A 22,454-nucleotide genomic window follows, 5' to 3' on the forward strand; every position below is an offset into this window, starting at 1 on the left:
CATATGGTGACCTCCTGATTATGACATTCCTCATTCTTATTCCCCTCCTTCCTCTGATGGCTGTTCTGGTTCTCGTGCTGGGGAAACCCTGGCTTGGAGAGCAAGGCCATAGGATCGGCATTCCTGCGATGGCTTTCTCATTTGTTTTTTCTGCCGTCGCGTTTGCTCGAGTCGCATCAGACGGGGCTTTCTCCATTCCACTCTACCGACTGTTCAAATCGGGAGACCTGGTTGTAGATTTGGGTCTCTACGTCGACCAGCTCACAGTCTTGCTTCTGCTCTTGGTGACCGGTGTGAGCAGCGTGGTGCATGTGTATGCGTCACGTTATATGATCGGCGATCCCCGGTATAACCGTTTCTTTGCGGTCATCGCGCTGTTTACGTTTTCGATGATCATGCTGGTTATGAGCAATAATCTGCTCATGTTGTTTGTGTTCTGGGAGATCATGGGAATTTGTTCTTACTTGTTAATTTCTCATTGGGGGGAGCGGCAATCATCTGCTCAGGCGGCGACCAAGGCCTTTCTCGTGAATTCGGTCGCGGATGTGGGCTTGGGCTTTGGAGTCATTCTGACCTATTCCACTTTTGGAACACTGGATATTCAGACGATTTTAGGGGAAGCCTCATCCATACAGGGAAACACCGTCAACCTGTTCGGCTGGCTAGGGCTGGACGTGCCCGTTCATATCCTCACGCTCATTACACTTTTTCTTTTCCTGGGAGCCATGGGAAAGTCCGCACAAGTGCCGTTCCATGTCTGGCTCCCCTTTGCCATGGAAGCGCCCACACCCGTTTCTGCGTTGATTCACGCCGCGACCATGGTGAATGCCGGCCCATTTTTGTTGGTTCGCATGAGTCCCCTCGTGATGCTTTCGCCAGAAGCCATGACCGTCATTGCATTGATCGGAGGGGTGACCGCACTTTTTGCAACCCTTGTCTCCCTGACTCAGGTGGATATTAAGCGCATGCTGGCGTTTTCCACCATCGGTCAAATCGGTTTCATGATCATGACCTGCGGAGTCGGAGCCTTTGTCGTCTCTATTTTTCATATGTTGGCCCATGGATGTTTGAAAGGATTTTTATTTCTATCGACGGGAAATGCACTTCGTTCTGTTGGCTCCCATGGACATGTGTCTTCGTCGCATGTTCCTCATGGGTCATCAATGCTTTCTATGGGGCCCTTAGTGTTAGGAGCTTTGCTGTTGGCCTGTCTTCCGCCGTTCCTCATCTTTTTCGGGCCGTATGAGCAATTGTGGATGATTCAATCGGGATCCTCCGCCCAATGGACATTTTGGGTTTTGGGATTTCTGACGGTATTTTTTTCTGCCATGTATGTCATGCGTGGTGTCCTGGTCTTGTTTGGTCAACCGCATTCAATGGGTCATGGAGGTGGAATGGGGAGGCAGGCCATCCAGCCTCGTTTCTTTTCCCCCATCCACTTTCTGGGAATTTTGGCTGTCATTGGAATTATTGGAAGCCTGTTGCTGGTCTTATGGAGTTGGTTTTCGGAATTTCTGTCCCCTGTCGTGGGACATCGGATGGCTCAGATTCCAAAGGAAACTTCGAGTGAGACCGGCTTGCAACTTCTTGTTGCATTTGCTGTGGCTGTTCTCGGTGTCGCGGTTGGGTACTTTTCCTTGACAAAATTTTCGGGTTCCTGGTTCCAACAATCGGAAATGAGCAAGCGATGGTATGTCCACTTTCTGAATAAATTGTATTTCGATGAAATATATGAAGCGTATGTTGTGGTGCCCACTCTCCGGTTGGCCCGCTGGCTATGGCGGGTTGTCGACCGGAATGTGTTTGACGCCCTGATCATGGGAATCGCAAATGTGTCGGTGTTGGCGGCGAAGTGGATGTGGCGGGTGGTGGACCTTCGGGGAATTGACGGGCTGGTCGTAGGTTTGGGACGGAATAGCGTAGGAATAGCCGGTTGGCTCTGGCGGGTGGTGGACCTTCGCGGCGTCGATCGGGTCGTCGTGGGTATCGGCCAACGGAGCCTAGGTATCGCCAATTGGCTATGGAAAAGAATCGAGATCAAGGTTCTCGACAAGAATGTGGTTCGTGCCGGGAATCAAGCCGCGAGTACAGGGAATATGATGCAGGAACTAGAACCTCGCACATTACAGCACCATTTACTGGTCATGATTTTCTGGCTGATTGTGGGGATTGGGTTGTTGTTTTGGTTTGTCATGTGATTCCACCGGTAGCTTGTCAGTGATTATTGGGAAACGAACACGATACGGCAATTCAAAATCGGAGTGTGTGAAAAACGAGAGGGCGTCTTTCATGTCCTGGATGTACCATGACCGGCATGTCATGAAGGGGAGACTATGAATACAATCTTCACTGAACATCTGTTGAGTATCATGATTGCGATGCCGTTTTTGGGCATTGGGATCATTGCCTGTATTCAGGATCAGGAATGGATTCGGCGTGTGGCTCTGGGGTGTACGCTGGGTGACGCTGTTCTTGCACTTGTGCTGCTGAGAGAATTTGATTTTTCCACTCAAAGCATGCAATTCGTGGAGCGGATGGCATGGATGCCGACCTTTAATATTCAATATGCTGTCGGAGTGGATGGAATTAGTCTTCTTCTGGTTTTACTTACGACTTTGCTCTGTCCCTTTTGCGTCCTCTGCTCCTGGCAATCAATTACCACCCGTGTACGCTCCTTTATGGCGATGATTCTGTTGGTCGAAGGGGCCATGATTGTGGTGTTTACCGCTCTGGACCTGTTTTTGTTTTTTATGTTGTGGGAAGTCACGATGATTCCCATGTATTTCATGATCATTCTCTGGGGTGGGCCCCAACGCATAGCGGCCGGCATCAAATTCGTCTTGTACAGTTTGTCAGGAAGCCTGATTTTACTCTTGGCGATACTCGGGTTGTACGTGGAAGGGGGGCGGACATTCGATATTTTAGCGTTGGCGGAGAACACCTATTCCCCCGACGCCCAGTTTTGGATATTTCTGGCATTCTTCCTAGCCTTTGCCATTAAATTACCCATGTTGCCCTTTCACACCTGGCTACCGGATGCCCATTCCGAAGCTCCCACGGCTGGAAGCGTTCTTTTGGCAGGAGTGCTGTTAAAAATGGGTGGATATGGATTTTTACGATTTTGTCTCCCCATGTTTCCTGAAGCCTCAGTGACCTTTGCCCCGTTTATCTTGTGGTTATCAGTGGCGGCTATTGTGTATGGAGGATATATGGCCTTGGCCCAGTCTGACCTGAAAAAGCTTGTGGCCTACTCGTCCATTTCGCATATGGGATTCGTGACACTGGGAATTTTCGTGTTCAATAACCATGGTATTCAAGGAGCCATCTTGCAGATGGTGAACCATGGGATTACTACAGGAGCCCTCTTTTTGGCTGTCGGGCAATTGTATGATCGGACCCATAGCCGGTCGATTCAGGATTATGGAGGATTGCAAAAATCGATGCCCCGGTTTGTGGCACTTTTTTGTCTGTTTTCGGTGGCATCCTTTGGACTGCCTGGCACGTGTAATTTTATTGGAGAATTTTTGGTCTTGGTCGGAACGTCTTTTGAAAGCTATTTCAAGGTGTTGTGGGCCATGGGGGGCATTGTCCTCGCTGCTGCCTATATGCTCTGGATGCTCCAACGGGTGGTGTTGGGTCAACCAAAAAATTCGACCATTGCACAACTATCGGATCTGAATATGCGAGAGTTGGTGACGGTGATCCCTCTTGCGGTTTTAATCTTGGGGATCGGCTTGTACCCGTCACCACTCATGGAAATGATGGATTCGAGCGTCACGCACTTGGCTCAGCATATGGCACAGTACCAGGTGGGGATAATCCACGAGGTGTCCCTTCGGTGAGGGACGAAGCCGGTAATCGTGATAAAGACGATAGTTTCCGATGAACCATGGCTTGGACAGCTCTCGGTTGGTGAGCACGAGAGATAACGATTAAACCTCTCCCATTCCCAATACCCCTCCGCGCCAACATTTTCTCCTTTCATCTTTCCCCATTGATCCCCTGCGAATTGAAACAGTGTCGGTGGTGCTCCTTGGGGATATTAACAGGTCATTCTGACCTCTTTGAGCAGCTTCTTCCTTGTTCCTGCAGGTTTTCTCAAGTGTCCTATCCAGAATGCCGAGAATAATCTTCACTGCTCTCTCTGGTGGCGGAAGCCTTCCCGGTCACTAAGGTTGGCCATGGCACCCAGAAGAGAAGATTGAAGCCATATAGGCCCAAAGTTACCAACCAGTCTTGAATGCTCAGGTGTCATTGATAGTAGAGAACCTGAGGTGAGGAGAGGCGGTAAACGTGAAGGAGCAGGCACTATGAAACTGGGGAACACTTTACTTGTGGCAGTGGCATGTACCGTGGTGGTCGGGTGTGTGAGTCAACAATCACATGAACGTGCCCTCCAAGAATACGAAAAAAATCATGAGTCCACGATAGCGGAACTTGAACGCTTGCAGCAGGCTGTTGAAGAGAAGCAAACTGAAGTCCTGCAGCTTCAAGAAACCAAGACGGCTCTTGAGCATACCGTTGAAGTGCAAGATCAAATGAAGGAAGAAGAATTAGCCGCCGTCCAACAAGAAGTGGAAGCATTGTATACGGAAATTCGAAAACTCGTAAACTCGGAAGGAGCCGGTTCTTTGACCGATCCACTTTTTGGAGGAGAGCCGGTGGATTTTCACGATTTGGCAGCCGCCCTCACAAAGGTCAGGTCGGGTTTAGATGGGCAAATCCGACAGATGTCTCACCTTCGTGAACAGAATGGTCAGTTGGAAAAAGAGCTTTTGGGGTTGGAGGCCCGGCTCAAAGAAGTGGAGCGTTTAAAACATGAATTGGAATTGGTCCGAAAAGCTCGGGAGGCTCAGGAAGCGCAACTGGAGAAGGTCAAATATGAAGTTCTCACAGTCGGAGAGGAGATAGATCGCATTACCAAGGCGCTTGAGGACAAATTTGGCAACAGTCTGGTGGTGACCCAACATCATGATCGATTAGTCCTGACCATGCTGGGACAAGTCCTGTTTGAATCGGGTGAAGCAGATTTGACCCCTCTGGGCCTCAGGATAATGAAGCAGGTGGGCCAGGTGTTAGCGACCGTGCCGGGAAAAAATATTCAAGTGGAAGGTCACACGGACAACCACCGTATCTATGGACAACTACAAAAACAGTACCCCACTAATTGGGAACTTTCAACCGCCCGCGCCACGACAGTGTTACGGTATCTGATTGAACAAACCGGAATGGATCCAAAACAATTTTCAGCGACGGGCTATGCTGATATGCGACCGGTGATGACGAATGAGACCGAAGAGGGAAGAGCTCAAAATCGTCGTGTGGAAATTGTCCTCTATCCGGAACGAGTGATTCAGGGCAATGAAACTGTGGCGACACTCGCCCCGTAATAAGGGGCGAGGGCGACAACAAACAATTTGGCTTCAGAAGTGATTCACCATTTCATTCCTCTCTTGTATCGAGCCATGCGTCAACCTTGCTGCAGAGATGCCGTTTCTTTTCCCTATCCTATTATCTGACTTCTCCAATCATTAATGTGCCGGCGGTTCTGTGGGATTGCCCGGGATACTTAAGCTATGGTGTTGGATGAGTCCGGTCTCGTATAAATATGCTGTCGTCGGATCCAACAAAAAATACACGGAAAACAGGCCGACACTTGCCATGGTCAACGTATAGGGAAGTGCCATCCATACCATTTTTCCATAGGATAAGCGGATAACTGGAGCCAGTGAGGAGGTTAATAAAAATAAAAATGCGGCTTGTCCGTTAGGGGTTGCCACACTGGGGATATTCGTGCCGGTATTAATGGCAACGGCCAAAAGGTCAAATTGGTCGCGGGTAATGGTTCCCGCCTGGAAGGCACGGAGCACTTCCTGAATGTAAACCGTCGCAACAAAGACGTTGTCACTGATAGCCGAAAGAATACCATTGGCCAGATAAAACATGCCGATTTGATGAGATCCTTGCAAACTTAATCCATACCCGATGATGCCGGAAAACAGATTCTGATCCTGGATGACCGCTACAATGGCGAAAAAGACGACGAGGAGAGCCGTGAAAGGAAGCGCTTCCTTAAACGCCTCTCCAAGTTGATGCTCTTCGATAATCCCGTTAAAGGCGGTAATAAATACGATCACCGTGAGTCCAATGATTCCCACCTCCGCCAGGTGAAAGGCTAAAGCAACAATCAGCCAAATGCCGGCAATCGCTTGAATAATAAGCTTGGCCGTGTCCCCGGAATCCCGTCGGTTCTGTTGTTCAGTTTCGAATTCCACCAAAATGAGGCGAACGGGGTCCGGGAGTTGAAAGCCATAATCAAACCATCGTATTTTTTCAACAAACATACAGGTGAACAATCCCGTGGCTAAAACTGGAAGTGTCACAGGGGCCATGCGCAAAAAGAACTCCATAAATTCCCAGCCCGCCTTGTCGGCGATCAATAAATTTTGGGGTTCCCCCACGAGAGTACAGACTCCGCCCAATGCTGTTCCCACCGCTCCATGCATTAATAAATTTCGAAGAAATCCTCGGAAGTTGTCTAAATTTTCCCGGTGAAGCGAGCCGATTTCATGATCGCTTGTCGAATCATGAGAGGTTTGAGACGATTTGCCAGATGCCACCCGGTGGTAAATGTTATAAAAACCTAAGGCGACGGCAATGATGACGGCCGTGACCGTCAAGGCATCGAGAAATGCCGAAAGGAAGGCACCCATGATGGAAAACAAGAGTCCCAACAAAATTTTTGAACGGACGCCTAATAAAATTTTTGTAAACAGAAACAAGAGCAAATCTTTCATGAAGTAAATCCCGGCCACCATGAAAATCAATAACAGGATCACCTGAAAATTATTGAGCGCTTCATGATAGACCGTAGCGGGTGTCGTCATTCCCAATAGGACGGCTTCAAGTGCGAGCAAGCCACCGGGTTGTAGCGGATAACTTTTGAGAGCCAGAGCCAGCGTAAAAATAAACTCCAGGATGAGGACCCATCCGGTGTAAAACGACCCAATGCTCATCAATAAGATGGGATTGAGGATTAAAAATCCAAGAATGGTCAGCTTGTACCAGGTTGGAGTGTGGTTCAGGAAATTCTGTATGAGCGCTTGAGGGACTGTTGTCTTCATTTCAGTTGGGTAACCTTTCGGACCGATGGTTCCAGATAGAGTCTGACTGATTAAACCAATACTACTAGGCCCAATACACTGATTGGTGATCTTTCTCGCATCCAGGCCTTTAAAGGAGTGGGTGCAGGGCCGAGTTTCTCAGCTCCACTATGAATGCTTTTTCAGAAACAGAGAAGGCTATGTATCAAAAAACATACCTCATGAAAGTTCTGGATGTTTGGATTGAATTTCTGTGGGAGCGACATCGTACGGATGAGTGGATCCGCCTATATGAGCGGCGTGGCGTAATGCATCCAACCGAAGAGGGTATCGATGCTCAGGTGGGACCTGATCGAGCACCCCGAGTCCTTTGAGAACTCGAGCGACTCCCGGACGCATACCCACGAAAAAGACATCCTGCTGATGAGTTTTCACCATCACCAGCATGTCTTCGATGGCTAATGCAGCGGTTCCGTCGATGGAAGGTACCGATGTGAGATCGAGAACCACGCTTGAAAAGGTATTGAAACTTTTCACCGATTCTAATCGACGAACCATGTCTTTAGCTGATCCGAAGCTCATCGGCCCATTCACATGAATCATGATAATGCGCTCACGGTTTCGGTCCAGGATGCGTTGCTCCTCTTTCGACAGCGGTGTTTCTTTCGAGGTACCCGTGATCACACTGAGATTTTCAAGTTCCAGATCGGCCATTCGCTTCACGAACATCACGCTGGCCAGTACTACGCCAATGCCCACCGCCGTGATGAGGTCGATCAACACCGTGACCAACAAGACTACGATCATCACCAGAACCTCGGTTCGTGGAGCTTGCGCCATATGTTTCAGAAATCGCCAATCAATAATATCGAATCCGACCTTGATAAGCAGACCGGCGAGGACCGCAAGTGGAATTTTTTCGGCCAGAGGTCCTAAGCCAAGCAGGGTGCCGAGAAGGACAACTGCCATAAACATGCCAGAGAGAGGTGTGCGGCCTCCGGTTCGAATGTTTGCCACGGATCGCATAGTAGCGCCGGCTCCAGGAAGGCCTCCGAAAAACCCCGCAGCCATATTGCCAATGCCCTGGCCGATCAGTTCCCGGTTGGAGTCATGTTGGGTCCGTGTCATGTTGTCACACACGAGAGATGTCAGTAGGCTGTCAATTGTTCCCAATAATGCCAGGACGAGGGCTTCTTCGACCATTACGACGAGAGCATTGGTATGCATGGTCGGCCAAATCGGCGTGGGAAATCCTGTAGGAATATCTCCGATAACCGGAAGAGTTGGAAAGAACATCTCAGCGACCATCGTTCCAACGATGAGAGCCAACAACACCGGGGGAAGGCGTTTGCCGATAGAGGCGGGAGTGAGATAGACAATGGCCAATGTGAGAGACCCCACCAACATGGCGGGGAGAGAAAATGATGCGAGGTACTCAGGCATGGCCATGAGGTTGGCCACGACTTTGGACTTCGCTTCCAAACCGAGAAAGGGGGCAACCTGAAGAATGAGAATAATTCCTCCGATGCCGCTCATGAATCCTGAAATGACCGGATAGGGGACCAAGGTGATATACCGACCAAACCCCATCAGTCCAAATAAGACTTGAAAAACCCCGCCGAGGATGACAGCCGTAAATGCCAATGCCGGTTCATCGGCAAAGTTCAAGATGATGCCGGCCATCACCACGGTCATTGGACCGGTCGGTCCTGAGGCCTGTGCAGGAGTCCCGCCGAAGAGGGCTGCGAAAAACCCCACAAAAATAGCTCCATACAGACCGGCAATGGCCCCGAGTCCGGATGTCACTCCGAAGGCCAAGGCTAACGGTAAGGCCACGACCGCGGCCACTAAACCACCATACAGGTCTCCCCGTATGTTATTGAAATGAAGACCATTAACCCATGAAAGCACTGGAGAAGTAGCAGCCATTTTTCAGGAGGGAGGCGGTAGATTCGAATGATAGGTCACAAAAGCTGCCAGGAAAAGATACCCCACGTGCATGGCGTTGGTTACCAATCAATCAGGCCGAAATTAATTGACGAGACCATCGATTATCCATTGAGGCTTTGCTTGGCGGTCCGCTGGATGAATTGGCCAATTTGAAGACCAATGGAGGCAAACATGGCCAACAATTCTTCGTCGGGCTTTTGAATATCTCTGTGGAAAAATTCGATGACGCCAACAATTTCGGTCCCCGATTTCATGGGGAAGGCGAATCCGGAATGGAGCCCTTCTCGTGCGGCGGCAGCCGCACGCGGGAAATTCGGGTCGGATACCACATCGGTGATCCATGACGGTTTGCCGCTTTTCCAAACCCGACCGGGTAATCCCACTCCTCGTGCAAAGGTTATCGATTGAGATTCCTGCCGAAAGGCATCCAGGTTTAAGTGAGGGGAATGCCAGACATTGAGACAACGCAAGACCTGTTGTGAGGAGTCCAGTGTCCAAATTGCTCCGAGATCCCATCCTAAATTGTCACCAATGGCTTCCAGGATAAGGGAAGCCGCCTGAGTCAATCCAGCAGATTCCGCGAGAACATTGGTTAAACTGTGATGCGTGGCCAGTCGACGTTCCTTATGCTCCCGTTCGATATACTGGCCAATTTGAAAACCGATATTCGAAAGCCGTTGAAGCAACATATCATCCGGTTCCTCGGGGAATGGGGAGAAAAATTCGAGAACCGCTCTCGTATTCTCAGCCAGGCAAATGGGAATAGCGAATCCGGCGTGAAGTCCCATTTCCAGGGCAACCTGGCTTCTAGGATCTTTTGGGTAGTCGGCAAGGTCCTTGATCCAGAGAGGACTTCGAGTGGCCCACACCTGCCCTGCTAGTCCTACAGCAGGCGTGAGCGCCCAACCGGAATGTGCTGATGACATGGCTTGAGCTTGAGGAGAGTCCGAGGGCCAAATGAGGGCCGCTCCCAGGGCCTGTCGCTGATAGTCCATTCGCCAGAGGATGCCCACCTTCCATTCCAGCGTGTGGCAAATGGCTTTGAGGATTTGAGGATATGTTTCTGAAATGCTAGACGCGGTGGTCAGGATATCTGCGATGACATCATGCAAGGCCAGGCGTCGCTCTGCACGCTTACGATCAGTAATGTCAATGCCAAACCCTATGAGCCCCGGTTGGTCGCCTTCCAATTTGCACAGACAATTTAAAAACCACCAGGGCTTCCCCTGCAAAATGCCATTGCTCTCGTAAAACACTGAATTGGAAAGCGTTCCTTCCTTGATCTGGGTTTTTATCTGATCGGGTGGTTCCAGGGGAATACGGCCGATGGCGGTCAGTTCTTTTAGGCCGAAACGAGCCAGGCCGCGACCGAAGGAATCATGCATGACCCCTTCCTGATCGATTCGAAATGCCACGGCCGGCATATTCGACAATATGCCAGTCAGCATGGAACTCTGGTCACGAGTCGCCTCGTCAGCCTCTCTCACCTGCATGGCTAACAGGGCGGTCGACCAAATGGCAAATAAGGCAATCGACCGATTTGTCATGCCAATCCATGGTTCTGCACCAGACGGTGAAAAATAAAACCCGATTATTGTTAAAAAAGTACAGAGTCCTGCTAGACGCAACGGATCATTTTTATCCGGAGACCGGAGGGCAATCAGGACGCTAGCGACATAAGGGACCGCTTCGGCGACTCCCATAGGAAGGAAGAGGTCCACCACGAAGACCACTGTGGCTACAAGCAGGGCTAGAGCTAAGACCTGACCCCTATTTTTTTGAGGGCGTTCAACCGAGTTTTGAAGGGACAGCGGACTTGGCATGGGATCTTATGGGAATACATGAAAAGAGGGATACGACACAAATATTCCCCCAGCATTCAGTGACAAAACTTCGGGAACACGATACGAAAAGCACACCAGTGAGTGCAAGAGGAGTCAGCGGAAAATGGTGGCCTATGATCCCAGCCGAGAGCGCATACTTTTGGACGAAGGCATGTTGTGGGCTGAAGAGAGTCTGTATGGGGACGGGCAAAGACTGGAAGAGCCTCCGAGGGCTCGACGGCATTTTTCCTCTTATGCGAAGATGACAAACGGAGGTATGATAGGCCCTACGCGTATGAGTTCCACATCTCCTCACGTCCATATCTTTCATGTTGCCGGGTTGGATGACCGTGACCGTGGGTTTAATCGGCAAATCCATGTCATTCCCCGTGAGGGAGGATTCCAGGCCAGGCTCCGCTATGAATCGCTTCAGATAGATATCGATCCCGTTCCTACGGAAGACCAGGTCCTACAAGCTCTCATTGCTATGTTGCATGAGAGGGGCTATCGTCAATTACGAACCCAACGCATCTTTATTGGTGAGCAGTATCTTGGGAATCAGGAGTTGTGGGTGGAGTATCCTGATCCCGAGCCTCCCCTTGAAGCGAAGAGTACATGGGTGGCCTGGATCCGTCAGATCGTTGGGCAGCCCTTTCGCTCATAGGTCTCCACCTAACACAAGACAAAAGGTGTGTTCGTGAGAATGGTCTTTCGAGGCGTTCCTTTGCAGGGATTATGTGGATCCGGCCAGAGTGCGCAGACCTCCGACACCGGATTCTGTGGAAGAAGCAGAGGGAAAGTAGCTGATGATTCGACGAGGATTGAGGCATTCCCTGATTTTGGCAGAAAGGTCAGCGGGTCGAATGGCACTGACAATAGAGAGCGACTCATCCTCTTCAGACAGGTTCAAAATAATCGGTTCATCCGAAGAGGTGTGTTCATCATACACGAGGATGACCGGCCTGAGCCGGTTCGCGAGATTCACGCTGGTAACGATTCCAATCTTCTGATTACTCAAGTTAACCAATGAGCCTGGAGGGTAGACACCCAACTGACTGATTAACGAAACGACCACATCATGCCATAGTGTGTGCCGGCATTTGACGTATAAATAGGATAGGGCCTCTGAGGGAATGAGAGATTTGGCTGGATCCGGGTGATGGCACAATTCATCATACTCATCCACCACCATGACGATTTTGGCGAACCTACTGATTTGATCGTCTTTTTTCCCTGTTGGGAATCCTGATCCGTTCAGGCGTTCATGGTGCTGGCGAATCACGTCAATCGCTTCATAGGGGAAATTAGGCAATTTCTCGGCTAGCTCCACACCGTATTTCGGATGCGTACTCAAAAAGTTTTTCCGTTCGGAAGCAGACATCAACCCTTTTCGTAATAAGTGCTCTGCCGGAAACTTGAGTTCACCAATGTCATGAAACAGAGCTCCGAGAGCCAGTTTTTCAGCGTCTTCCCGCGATAATCCTAAATCCTGCCCGACCATGAGGGATAATGAACAGACATTGAGCGCATGCAGGAAAAATTCCTCATTTGGTTCGTTGGAACCGATAAGGTTGAGCAGTGCTCTCGAGTTGTCAGCGATATCGAGAATCTCATAAAGCTCTCCGACAATTTTCTGGGCCGTCCGGAGTCCTCGAGGGCGGCCAGTGATCACGTCCTGCATGACCTGTTTGGCTTCTTGCACCACCTCCTGAAATTGACCACCAACTGCTTGCAAATGTTCCTGGTAGACCTGGAAGGCTTGGTGTTGCGCGATTTTTCGTTGTATAGGATCTTCCGGAGTTGCTTCCTCCTCTGAGGAATCGTGTGGGGTGATGGTCTCAGATTCGTTTGAAAGTTCTTTGTCCGGTTCTACTGTACTTTGAACACCCTTCCGGTCAAACGCCTTGATGTGGTCTGAATGAATCCTTTCGGGCTCTGAACGATCTGGATCGAAATACAGCTTGACCTTCGTGAGTCCACGAAGTGTTTCGAGGTCTTTCACCGATTCGATTTTGAATGAATTGGTTGGGAACGGATGACTGAACCAGGATCCCTCAATCTTGATGTACAATCCCAGTCGCAGAGCGGTTGCATGAAGTCGAACGAAGGACATGTTAACTCACGATTTCAGTCATAAGTCATGATCGGGTTTGTCTGACAATTGAGACCTGGGGTTGTATGTGGTCATGGGGCAAAGAATACGCAGATTATCTGCCCCGTTGTGGGCTGTTTTTCTACAACAGTGTTGCTACTGACTTTGTCGGAAGGAAGGAATGTAAAATTAAGGGGAGGTCCGGGAAAAAAGTAACAAAGAAATGCGGATGGAGTGCCATGGACTATGAGGGAAGTTGAGACAGGTCATTTATCCCGCGATATCCCAAGGGGTCATTACATCCACGCACCAATCAGACTCGTGGGGAATTCGCCTGGAGCCAAAGGATTTTGGGAAGAGGGCCAAATCCTCTTGACCACACGGGTCTATTTAAATACGCAATGAAGGGAACACTCTTCGAAGGTCAAATGGGGATGAGAAAATCAAGCATACTGACAAAAAAGGAGCAAGTGGGTGAATGAGGGGGAGAGGAACGAAACGGATGTATTGAGCCCAAAGGGTGGGAGCGAGTTGCTTAGGCGTGGTTGTGGGTTTTCAGCAGGTCGAATTTGGGAATCTCCATATCCGTGTGGGTTCGCTGAATGTCGGTGATCACAGGCATGAGTTCATAAAACAGGTCTACCAGATGGGGATCGAACTGTTTACCTATTAGGGGATGAATCTCCTTGAGCGTTTTCTCCAGGGGCCAGGGATCTTTGTAGCATCGTTTGGATGAGAGCGCATCAAAAACATCGGCGATGGCGCAAATTCTGCCGACTATCGGAATATCTTCCCCGGCAATGCGATTCGGATAGCCGGAGCCATCCCATTTTTCGTGGTGGGTGAGTGCAATCACCTCACCCATTTGTAGGATGGGTGATTGGCTGCTGGAGAGGAGTTTGGCCCCGATGACGGTATGCTGTTTCATGGTTTCAAATTCTTCGTGATCCAATTTTCCGGGTTTCAAGAGGATCCGGTCCGGAATCCCCAATTTCCCGACGTCGTGCATGGGGGTCGCGTGAAAGAGGACATCACACTCGTCTTCAGACATGCCGGCGGCACGTCCCAAAGCCACGGCAAAGTGAGCCATGCGGATGATATGCGCGCCGGTTTCATTGTCTCGATGTTCGGCTGCACGGGCAAGGCGGTGGACTACTTCCAGTTGAGTGTCCTTGAGCTCTTTGGTACGGATCCGGACGGTTTCTTCCAATATGTCATTTTGTTGGGACACCGTTTTATTGAGTAGGCTGGCTTCCAGTAAATTACGAATTCGCATTAACACTTCCACCCTATCGAATGGTTTAGGCAGGAAGTCTTTGGCCCCTGATTCTAATGCTCGGAGGCGGGTTTCCCGGTCCTCTTCTGACGTCAGGACCAGAATGGGGAGAAACCCGTGCTTGTGAATGATTTGGAGTTGTCCCATTACCTGAAACCCATTAAGTTCAGGCATGCGGATATCAAGGCAAATTAGATCTGGATCGAGTTCTTTAAACAGAGGTATCACTTGAGTGGGATCTTGGGTGGAATGGACTTGAGTGTACCCGCCATTTTTTAGAATGCTCTCCAAGAACATGATGTTGGTCATTTGATCATCCACGATGAGAATCGTGGCATTTTGGCATTGCTGTAGGGAAATCATTGTAGTCCGTATGACATCAAAAGGATCAACGTCATCATCCAGAATGAGTCCTGGTTAACCGGCCACCAACATGGAGATCGGTCAGACGTTTCATCGATTTCTATGTGATTCTTCTCTCCTGGGAATGGTATCGGACATTTATTTTTGTCGGTCAATCCCAATGAAACTTGATGTAACGGTCTACTTGATATCGAAAGAAGTGAGGAGCAGGAAAGAATGGTTCTGGTGGAAAAGTCTTTCAGGAAAAGTGGCGGGGAGCATACAGGTGAGATTTTCCTATATCAATGTGTCCCTTCTTTCGATCTATCAAAAATATCCTCAAGTTCCTTCCGGGTTTGTTGAAAAACGTCTTGAATTTGGGGTTCCCAGCCTGACAGGGCGGCTGGCTCTCCGGCCTTACAGGTGGCTTCAATTTCACCCGCTAATTGTGCTAATGAGTCGGCACCCATGTTTCGGGAAATCCCCTTAAGGCCGTGAGCAGCCTCATTCAATTGGGTGAGGTTTTGTGTGTCCAACGCGTGCTCGATGAGGGTGACGCACTGGAGGGCGTCCTCGACGAATTTCTGAATCATGGACTCCAGAAACGCCCGGCCTCCAATTTCTTCGAGTTCCTTTAAGGTTTTGGTGTTGACTGCAGGCTGTCCGGAGGGAGGTGAATGGGGCAGGAGGTATGGGCCTTCTTCCTGAGTGGGAATCGTGAAATTCTGCTGAGGCAGCCATTTTGTCAATACGCGGATCAGCTCTTCGGGACGAATAGGCTTGCTCAGGTAATCGTCCATTCCCGCTTCCAAGCATCTGAGCCGGTCCCCCTGCATGGCATTGGCGGTGAGGGCAATGATGGGCATGTGTTTGGAAATGGGCAGAGAGGTGTCAGAGGTCAGAAGAAAGGTTTGAGAGTGTATGGGCTCTTTGCCACCTAACTCTTTATGGGTTCCTTCTTTCGTTTCCTGCCCACGAATCGCGCGTGTGGCCTCATATCCATCCATTTCGGGCATATGACAATCCATCAGAATGGCATCATAGGTAATCCGGGACAGGGCTTCGAGGGCCTCTCGGCCATTCGCCACCACATCGGCACGGTGCCCGAGGCGTTCCACCATCATAACCGCTAATTGCTGATTGACGTGATGATCGTCGGCCACCAGAATACGCGCCCGCTTTGGCCGGGGCCATTCCTGCAGCTGGTGGGATGTGATCAACGGGGGCGAGAGGGCGTTGGGGCCCATGGGCTCATAGCCCATGACTGTTTCCAGGCAGACTTGTAACTGGTTTTTTCGAATGGGCTTGGTCATATAGCCGACAAACCCGGCCTCTTGCGCGGCCTTGTGATCGCCCCGCGTCCCCAAGGAGGTGAGTAGCACGAGGCGCACGGCCGCGATGTTCAGGTCAGCTTTAATGGTGCGAGCTAACTGCAGTCCATCCATATCAGGCATTTCCATATCAATGATGGCGAGGTCCACGGGCTTGCCGTGGTGAGCCGCCTGGCGGAGAAGAGCCAGAGCATCCGTGGGAGTGGCGGCCAGAAAGCCGGTCATACAAAAGTCTCGAAAGTATTGCGCCAATAATTGACGATTCGTGGGGTGATCGTCGACTCCGCAGACGGTGGCGCCCACCAGGCAAGTGTTGCCGGGTGTATGGGACCGTGCGGGGACAGGTTGTTTAGTCAAACACGCGGTAAACCAAAAGGTGCTGCCCTGCCCCAGTCTGCTCTCCACCCCCAGGGTTCCGCCCATCTGCTCTACGAGTTGTTTGGAGATGGCCAGGCCCAGGCCGGTGCCACCAAACTGGCGGGTAGTCGAACTATCGGCCTGCGAAAAGGGTTGAAAGAGTTTAGCGTGGGCCTCAGGGGCAATGCCGATGCCGGTATCGAGAACCTCCACCCGAATAGTGACGGTGTCGGAAGTGTCATCGAGGTCCTGAATTTGGACGACGACCTCACCGCGGGCCGTAAATTTGATGGCATTGCCCACTAAATTCATGAGAATTTGCCGCAGGCGCCCGGGGTCGCCTTGCAGAGCGGTCGGCACTGTGCTGGAAATCAGCCCCACGAGTTCTAATTGTTTTGTGCCGGCTGGCTCGGCCAGCAAGTCGAGCGTGTCCTCCAGGGTGGTGCGCAGATCGAAATCAATGATCTCGAACTCTAGCTTGCCGGCCTCGATTTTGGAGAAATCGAGGATATCGTTAATGAGGGTTAACAGGGTTTCGCCGGAGGACCGCACGGTGTTGGCCAGTTGGCGTTGCTGCGAGGTCAGATCGGTTTCGAGTAAGAGGCCCGTCATCCCGATCACCCCGTTCATGGGGGTGCGAATTTCATGGCTCATGGTGGCTAAAAATTGGGATTTGGCTTGTACTGCGGCCTCAGCCTGGGTTTTCGAGGTCTCTAGCAGCGTCAATTGTTTGTGAATCCACCTGGAAATAATCCATGCCGTGGATAAAAATCCGGCTACACATATCAGACTGAGGGTCAACATGAACCTCCAGCTTTGCGCAAAGGAGTTTTCGAATTTGTTTGTCACTTCTTGGGTTTGTTGGGACGCCAGTTTGGCGAATGACACTTGAGCTTCACCAATCTGTTCTTTTATGTCCTCCAAGCGTACATAGAATTCCGCACGTTCCGACTCCAGACGAAGAGAATTTTTTTTAAAACGATACAGACCTCCAGAGCCTAGCCCTATGGTTTGATGAGTCCTGTCTATCGTATATCCTTGACCAAAGAAGATTGACCCTAAATCCTGAAGAATCTTTTGAACGGTGTCGTTTGGAATGGGCGGGTCCCCCACTAGCATATTCATTCCCAGCGAGAGTCGAATCAAATTTTGTTGCAATTGGGAATCTTTTAAATCGACGAGCCGATCGGGATTGCGTTCGCCATAAAGAGTTTCCATTAAAACGGACAGATTCCCCAATTCTGTCTGAATAATCGAAACACCTAGGGCGGCATTGCGAATCTGATGTGCGAGCAAGTCCTCGGAGAATACCAACCCTTCCGAAGGAGGGGCCTGTTTCCCTTTGCGATAGGCCATGGTTTGATCCAGGCGTGTCTTTTCTTCCCAGGATTGAATTTGGTTCTTCAAGTTTTTTAACCGTTCCCTGGCCGTTTTTATGGTTTGCTGTGATTGCAGGTCTTTCAAGATTGGCCGGGAATGTTGGACCCACTTTCGCACCTCTACGCCGAGGGCTTGCAGATGCTGACCAGTCTTTAGCATTTGACTCAAAATGTCGTGGGTGTCTCCGGTGGGGTACTGGTCTATTCGCTCATTTAACGTTTTTTCGTAGGATTGAAATGGATCGGGGTTGAGTGTGTTCGCAAGAGGATTTTCCAGGGTGTTTTCTATTTGTTTCACTGCCTGCACGCCGAGATGATTCAGCGCATTACCCATTTCCCTCTGTAACGCTCCTGCTTCCATCGCAATTATTTTGTTGGTTTGTACCTCAAAGAGCGTATATCTCGTCAGGCCCAGGGTGACAACACCAAGGAGCACACCAAGGAATACGAGAAACCACACGAACCAAATGACGCGATGTCCGGTCGGAGCGAATGTCATGGGATTAATGGGCCTTCACGAGTTGGGGTAAGTCTTTCAAATAAAAGGAGACTACCGTCCCCTTTTTCAATTAGATCGCTCAGACCTGCAGACTGCCCTGGTAATGGGAGGAGTTCAACTGAAGAGGATGTTTCATCCTCAAGCGAAGGTTCCTAATTTTTCCAGGGCGGATGCAGCCAAGACTCGTGTGGTAATCGGTCTGCATTCTTCCGGACCAAATCCCGAAGCAAAGGGAATTTTTCCCACCGACGAAACCTTCAAAGGGAAGGCGACTAGTCCTGCGTCCTGAGCGAGCCGAATGAACTTTGAGCATGGTGCATCGCCGCCAACCATAATGACTCCTTTAGGCCGTGAACCGGCCGGAAATTTGATGGCGAGGGCGTCTTCAGACGCCAGCGATTCCGTTGGTTATTGCTCTTTCCTCAGGCCTGGGGGGTAGTCCATTATTGAGCCCCGCGTCTTGGTTAGTGAGGACAAGCGGGCAAACAATTTTTTTCTGGTAGAAAAGAACTCCGGCTGGCCTTCTGTTAATTGTAAGAACCTACCAAAATATTGATTCGCTAACCGGTTATTCCCCATTTGCTCATAGGCATAGCCCATATTCAAATGAATATGAGGCAATTCCGGTTGCAGTGCTTCGGCCTGCCGAAGTTCATGCACCGCTAGTTGGAAGCTCCCTTGTTGCTGGGCCACCAGAGCTCGTTGGATCCACAATTGCGGAACTTTGTCGTTACGTGCGAGGCCGCTCAAAAAATATTGATCGGCCTGCTCAAGCTGGCCTGCTCCCAAATATGCCGTGCCCATCCAAAACCATGGTTCCCAGGTGACGGGAGGATCATGGAAGAGGGGGGAAAGCATGGCTTGCGCCTCTTTGTATTCACCGTTTTGGATAAGTTCTCGGGCGTGATGGAGCAAGTTGGCAGAAGATCGCTGAGGTGGACCTGTGTTTTGAGCGTTCACCTGAATCCTTTCGTTTTTCAGAGAAAGGGCTGCCGTGTTGACAGGGGCAGAAGGCTCGTCACTCACAAGAGAGGTGATGGTTGTGAGTTCATTCAGATTGATTGGCTCTTCCTCTAAATCGGCTTCTAACGGGATGGGTGTGCCTGTCTCATTGACGGATGCGACTTCGACAAGGGCCGAATCACGTTGTTCTGCCTGGGCAAGGACTATGACTGGAGGACCGGTTGCAATTTTCTTCGAATCAGTGCTCGGCTGGTTCGGTGCTACGTCTGTGGTTGTGCGTGGCGTTGAGAGGGATGTGCCCGCGGTTATCTGTTTAGGGTCTTCGGATGTGGGGGTTATTAATCGTGTTGCAGGTGCGGGGGAGGCCGGATTTTTTCCCACGGGTTGTATGGGGAGGGCATGTTCGACCTTCAATGGAGAGGATGGCTCCATTGACGCACCATCTTGGGATGTGGGCGATGCCTCATCCGGTTCCTGGGCAGCTGATACTGGAAGACTCTCTTCAGGTTCAGCAGTTGGTAGCTGCGTGGCTTCAGAACCCGAATCATCAGGTGGAGTCCCTAAAAGCGGAGAAGAGTTCGACAGAGCCACACGCTGTCCGGGCAAAGAAGAGGCTTCCGTTGGCATGCCGAAGTCCAGATGTAAGCCGATCCAGTAGGCACCCATGCCTAGACTGCTTAAGCCGATTGTCATGCCGATCCCGATCAACCAAAACTTTAATGGAGAGGGCCGGTGGTGCCAACCCGGTTCTCTTCTCACTTTAGGTGGAAGGACAAGGGGTGCCTGCTGGGCCGTCTCAGTCCCGTCATTTTTGGTCTGGGTCTGAAGTCGCTGGAGGGTGTCTGCGATGATACTCATGGTCTGTTGGTTTTCCGTGATCCCTTGTTACGGAAGAAATTCTTTGGTTGCGCGCCAGATCATCATGGGAGTCACCGTATGTCGGCCCTGAGCATAAGCGGCTAACAGGGCCCGGTCGCACAGTTGATTGATGCGGCGCGGGACTCCACGACTCCACGCATAAATGAGCCAGAGGACTCCCACACCAAGATGAAATCGGTGTCGGGCATCGGCGATATGCAGTCGATGTCGGATGTACGCACGAGTCTCCCGCCAGGTAAATGATTCAAGGCGATAGCGAACGCTAATGCGCTGTCGTAATGGTCGGAAGGCCCGAGTCGCCAACTTTTGTTCCAACTCCGGTTGTCCAACCAGCAGGAGACACATCAACTTATCTTTTTCGGTATCCAGGTTGGAGAGAAGCCGAAGTCCTTCCAGGACTTTTCCACTGAGCCGGTGGGCTTCGTCCACCAACACGACGACCCGTTCTCCTTCCACGGCCAGCCGGAGCAACAGCTTAGGCAGTTCTCGTTGTAAGGCCCCAAGGGACTGATCCTCAGGTAGTGTCCCGGTCAAATCTTCATAAATGGATACAAGTAAATCAGAATAGGACTGATCCGGATTCATGAGGTACGCGAACCGGACCCCGGTCGGCGGATGGCGAAGCAGGTGCCGGCACAACAGGGTTTTGCCGAGACCCACTTCCCCCGTCAGCATAGTGAGTCCACCACTGGCAATGCCAAATCGGAGATGATTCAGCGCTTCCAGATGGTGGCTGCCGGGAAAAAAGAAATCGGTATCGGGTGTGAGGCGAAATGGGGGTTCAGAAAACCCCAATTCCTGATAGCACATGCTGAGATCTAACGTCGTCATCATGAGGCTCGTATAATCTTAGGGGAGAGAAAGATGACCAGTTCGCTTTTCCTTTTAGCTGTGTACGTTCCCTTAAATAAGCGACCAAGGTAGGGAATGTCCCCTAAGAGAGGAACCTTGCGTTCGGTTTCTGAGGATTCTTCTTGGATGAGTCCACCGATAATGACCATTTCTCCATCTTTCAACCTGACCAATCCGGAGGATTGTTTGACATCTAAAACCGGAGCAGTGGACCCGCCCTCCCCCCCATTGAGAGCGGCTGGGGACTTCTCAATGGCACGAAGTCGGGAAAGAATAGGGGTCACATCCAGCATAATCCACCCATCCTCGGAAATTTGAGGGGTAACGGAAAGGACCAAGCCTACCGTGACGGATCGCACCTGCTCAGTCACAATATTGCCACTCCCGGCAGTCCCTTGAGCAACGGTTGAGGAAAAGAAGGGTTGATCTGTGGCGACTTTAACCAAGGCCGGTTGATTATTCATGGTGACCACGCGAGGTTGAGAGACCACACGAACGTCACCCTGTTCTTCCAGTGCTGTGAGCACTCCATCAAAACTCCCATCCTCGAAGGAGATGGTGGTCGTGGCAGCTTTTGCCATGAAACCTCCGAAGGGCGCGGTAATTATGTTTGCGAGGGCAATGGCGCCATTTGTGCCATCAAAATTAATCCTGCTCCAATCAATACCCAGACTGTACTGATCATCCAGAGCGACTTCATAAATCCGCACTTCGATCTCTACCTGTCGGTACAGAGCCTGGTGAACACTTTTGAGAAAATCGTCAATTTCATCGACCCGTTTATACCGATCGGTAATCTGAATGGTTCCTGAGAGACGATTGACCACGAGTCGTCCCTCTTCGGACATCAGAGTCCTAATTTGCGTTTCCAATTCTTCCCAGAACTTTATTTCGTCCTCCTGGTTCACCGTGATTTGTCCGGTGTCCTGGGATGCGCCGCCTCCGCTCCCCCCGCTGGAACCGGAGCTGAGCTGCGCGCGGTTTTGTCCTGTTCCACTCCGAACGAGACGGATGTAATCGACGTTCAATGTTTTCGTCTTAAATTGTCTGACCTGGATCAGGTTCTGGTGGTGCTCCCAGTAATAACCATGGGCTTCCAAAATGGCCGACATCGCCTGTTCAAGAGGCAGATGATGAAAATCAACGGTAATGGTGCCGGTGATGTCGGGTCCGGCCACAATATTTAAATGGTTGCTCCGAGCAAACAATGCCAACGCGTCAATGACCGGCAGATCTTGTGCGCGAAACGAATACAAGGGCCCCATAGAAGGGGCAGGTGGCGGTGTCGGAGGCTTGGGGAGATCGCTGGTGAGCAACATGCGATCCTCGAGGGAAAATGTCGCCTGAGGGTTGTTCCCGGATGGTGCCGCCAAATCTGAGCTCAGGGAAAGTCTCTGTGTAGTCTGTGTGGTGTTGGCATCGGAGATTGACCGGTCTGCATCTGGATTGGCGGTGGTGCATCCCCACAGGCTGAACATGCCCAAAAGAGCCAGACTTTGAAAAACCCGTGCGCCACATGTGATGAATGCTCCGTTGGACGGTCGACCGGAGATCATGGAGGTCTGAGGAATCACTATGGTGTTGTGGCGCATGTCGTCTTTCATGGAG

Annotated in this window: 13 protein-coding genes; 4 read left to right on the top strand and 9 right to left on the bottom strand. The window is 50.8% G+C overall.

From position 1 onward, the window contains the following. The first annotated feature begins 20 nt into the window (after nt 1–20). The 3 genes from ACTRXD_RS16660 to ACTRXD_RS16670 all read left to right on the top strand — a co-directional run bounded on the left by ACTRXD_RS16660 (nt 21) and on the right by ACTRXD_RS16670 (nt 5,390). Nucleotides 21–2,198, top strand: a complete 2,178-nt coding sequence (locus ACTRXD_RS16660; protein ID WP_442432911.1) for an NADH-quinone oxidoreductase subunit 5 family protein — start codon at nt 21–23, stop codon at nt 2,196–2,198. Nucleotides 2,199–2,333: 135 nt separating this feature from the next. Beyond that, nucleotides 2,334–3,842 (top strand): complex I subunit 4 family protein, encoded by a 1,509-nt coding sequence (locus tag ACTRXD_RS16665; RefSeq protein WP_442432912.1) that lies wholly within the window; start codon nt 2,334–2,336, stop codon nt 3,840–3,842. 468 nt (nt 3,843–4,310) lie between these two features. Beyond that, complete coding sequence (locus ACTRXD_RS16670) at nt 4,311–5,390, top strand: OmpA family protein (protein WP_442432913.1); 1,080 nt, start codon at nt 4,311–4,313, stop codon at nt 5,388–5,390. A 141-nt stretch (nt 5,391–5,531) separates the two neighbouring features. On the opposite strand, the gene nhaB is transcribed toward ACTRXD_RS16670, so the two are convergent. The 3 genes from nhaB to ACTRXD_RS16685 form a co-directional block, all read right to left on the bottom strand. After that, nucleotides 5,532–7,124, bottom strand: coding sequence for a sodium/proton antiporter NhaB (gene nhaB / locus ACTRXD_RS16675; RefSeq protein ID WP_442432914.1), 1,593 nt, complete (start codon nt 7,122–7,124; stop codon nt 5,532–5,534). A gap of 198 nt (nt 7,125–7,322) precedes the next feature. After that, entirely contained in the window at nt 7,323–9,032 is a 1,710-nt protein-coding gene (locus ACTRXD_RS16680) for a SulP family inorganic anion transporter (RefSeq protein WP_442432915.1), read from the bottom strand. A gap of 122 nt (nt 9,033–9,154) precedes the next feature. Then, nucleotides 9,155–10,876: a GAF domain-containing protein gene (locus ACTRXD_RS16685; protein ID WP_442432916.1), complete on the bottom strand. Its 1,722-nt coding sequence runs from the start codon at nt 10,874–10,876 to the stop codon at nt 9,155–9,157. Nucleotides 10,877–11,000: 124 nt separating this feature from the next. Between ACTRXD_RS16685 and ACTRXD_RS16690 the strand changes: the two genes are divergently transcribed. Then, nucleotides 11,001–11,540, top strand: coding sequence for a hypothetical protein (locus ACTRXD_RS16690; protein ID WP_442432917.1), 540 nt, complete (start codon nt 11,001–11,003; stop codon nt 11,538–11,540). Nucleotides 11,541–11,609: 69 nt separating this feature from the next. On the opposite strand, the gene ACTRXD_RS16695 is transcribed toward ACTRXD_RS16690, so the two are convergent. The 6 genes from ACTRXD_RS16695 to ACTRXD_RS16720 form a co-directional block, all read right to left on the bottom strand. After that, nucleotides 11,610–12,989 (bottom strand): HD-GYP domain-containing protein, encoded by a 1,380-nt coding sequence (locus ACTRXD_RS16695; protein ID WP_442432918.1) that lies wholly within the window; start codon nt 12,987–12,989, stop codon nt 11,610–11,612. Nucleotides 12,990–13,503: 514 nt separating this feature from the next. Beyond that, nucleotides 13,504–14,607, bottom strand: coding sequence for an HD domain-containing phosphohydrolase (locus ACTRXD_RS16700; protein ID WP_442432919.1), 1,104 nt, complete (start codon nt 14,605–14,607; stop codon nt 13,504–13,506). A gap of 281 nt (nt 14,608–14,888) precedes the next feature. Further along, on the bottom strand, nt 14,889–18,152 hold the full coding sequence (locus ACTRXD_RS16705; RefSeq protein WP_442432920.1) for a response regulator: 3,264 nt from the start codon (nt 18,150–18,152) through the stop codon (nt 14,889–14,891). Nucleotides 18,153–18,560: 408 nt separating this feature from the next. Then, nucleotides 18,561–19,973 carry a tetratricopeptide repeat protein gene (locus tag ACTRXD_RS16710; RefSeq protein WP_442432921.1) on the bottom strand — a complete coding sequence of 471 codons (1,413 nt, stop codon included), beginning with the start codon at nt 19,971–19,973 and terminating at the stop codon, nt 18,561–18,563. Between the two features lie 27 nt (nt 19,974–20,000). Further along, nucleotides 20,001–20,828 carry an ExeA family protein gene (locus ACTRXD_RS16715; protein ID WP_442432922.1) on the bottom strand — a complete coding sequence of 276 codons (828 nt, stop codon included), beginning with the start codon at nt 20,826–20,828 and terminating at the stop codon, nt 20,001–20,003. Next, nucleotides 20,825–22,438 carry a type II secretion system protein GspD gene (locus ACTRXD_RS16720; RefSeq protein WP_442432923.1) on the bottom strand — a complete coding sequence of 538 codons (1,614 nt, stop codon included), beginning with the start codon at nt 22,436–22,438 and terminating at the stop codon, nt 20,825–20,827. The genes ACTRXD_RS16715 and ACTRXD_RS16720 overlap by 4 nt, the downstream gene beginning before the upstream one ends. Nucleotides 22,439–22,454: the final 16 nt, after the last annotated feature.

The sequence above is a fragment of the Nitrospira sp. T9 genome, from assembly GCF_052156535.1.
Lineage (GTDB): Bacteria > Nitrospirota > Nitrospiria > Nitrospirales > UBA8639 > Nitrospira_E.

Excerpts from the sequence above, each read along its gene's own strand:
- ACTRXD_RS16660 (WP_442432911.1), top strand. The coding sequence starts at position 21 with ATGACATTCCTCATTCTTATTCCCCTCCTTCCTCTGATGGCTGTTCTG.
- ACTRXD_RS16665 (WP_442432912.1), top strand. The coding sequence starts at position 2,334 with ATGAATACAATCTTCACTGAACATCTGTTGAGTATCATGATTGCGATG.
- ACTRXD_RS16670 (WP_442432913.1), top strand. The coding sequence starts at position 4,311 with ATGAAACTGGGGAACACTTTACTTGTGGCAGTGGCATGTACCGTGGTG.
- nhaB (WP_442432914.1), bottom strand. The coding sequence starts at position 7,124 with ATGAAGACAACAGTCCCTCAAGCGCTCATACAGAATTTCCTGAACCAC.
- ACTRXD_RS16680 (WP_442432915.1), bottom strand. The coding sequence starts at position 9,032 with ATGGCTGCTACTTCTCCAGTGCTTTCATGGGTTAATGGTCTTCATTTC.
- ACTRXD_RS16685 (WP_442432916.1), bottom strand. The coding sequence starts at position 10,876 with ATGCCAAGTCCGCTGTCCCTTCAAAACTCGGTTGAACGCCCTCAAAAA.
- ACTRXD_RS16690 (WP_442432917.1), top strand. The coding sequence starts at position 11,001 with ATGGTGGCCTATGATCCCAGCCGAGAGCGCATACTTTTGGACGAAGGC.
- ACTRXD_RS16695 (WP_442432918.1), bottom strand. The coding sequence starts at position 12,989 with ATGTCCTTCGTTCGACTTCATGCAACCGCTCTGCGACTGGGATTGTAC.
- ACTRXD_RS16700 (WP_442432919.1), bottom strand. The coding sequence starts at position 14,607 with ATGATTTCCCTACAGCAATGCCAAAATGCCACGATTCTCATCGTGGAT.
- ACTRXD_RS16705 (WP_442432920.1), bottom strand. The coding sequence starts at position 18,152 with ATGACATTCGCTCCGACCGGACATCGCGTCATTTGGTTCGTGTGGTTT.
- ACTRXD_RS16710 (WP_442432921.1), bottom strand. The coding sequence starts at position 19,973 with ATGAGTATCATCGCAGACACCCTCCAGCGACTTCAGACCCAGACCAAA.
- ACTRXD_RS16715 (WP_442432922.1), bottom strand. The coding sequence starts at position 20,828 with ATGATGACGACGTTAGATCTCAGCATGTGCTATCAGGAATTGGGGTTT.
- ACTRXD_RS16720 (WP_442432923.1), bottom strand. The coding sequence starts at position 22,438 with ATGCGCCACAACACCATAGTGATTCCTCAGACCTCCATGATCTCCGGT.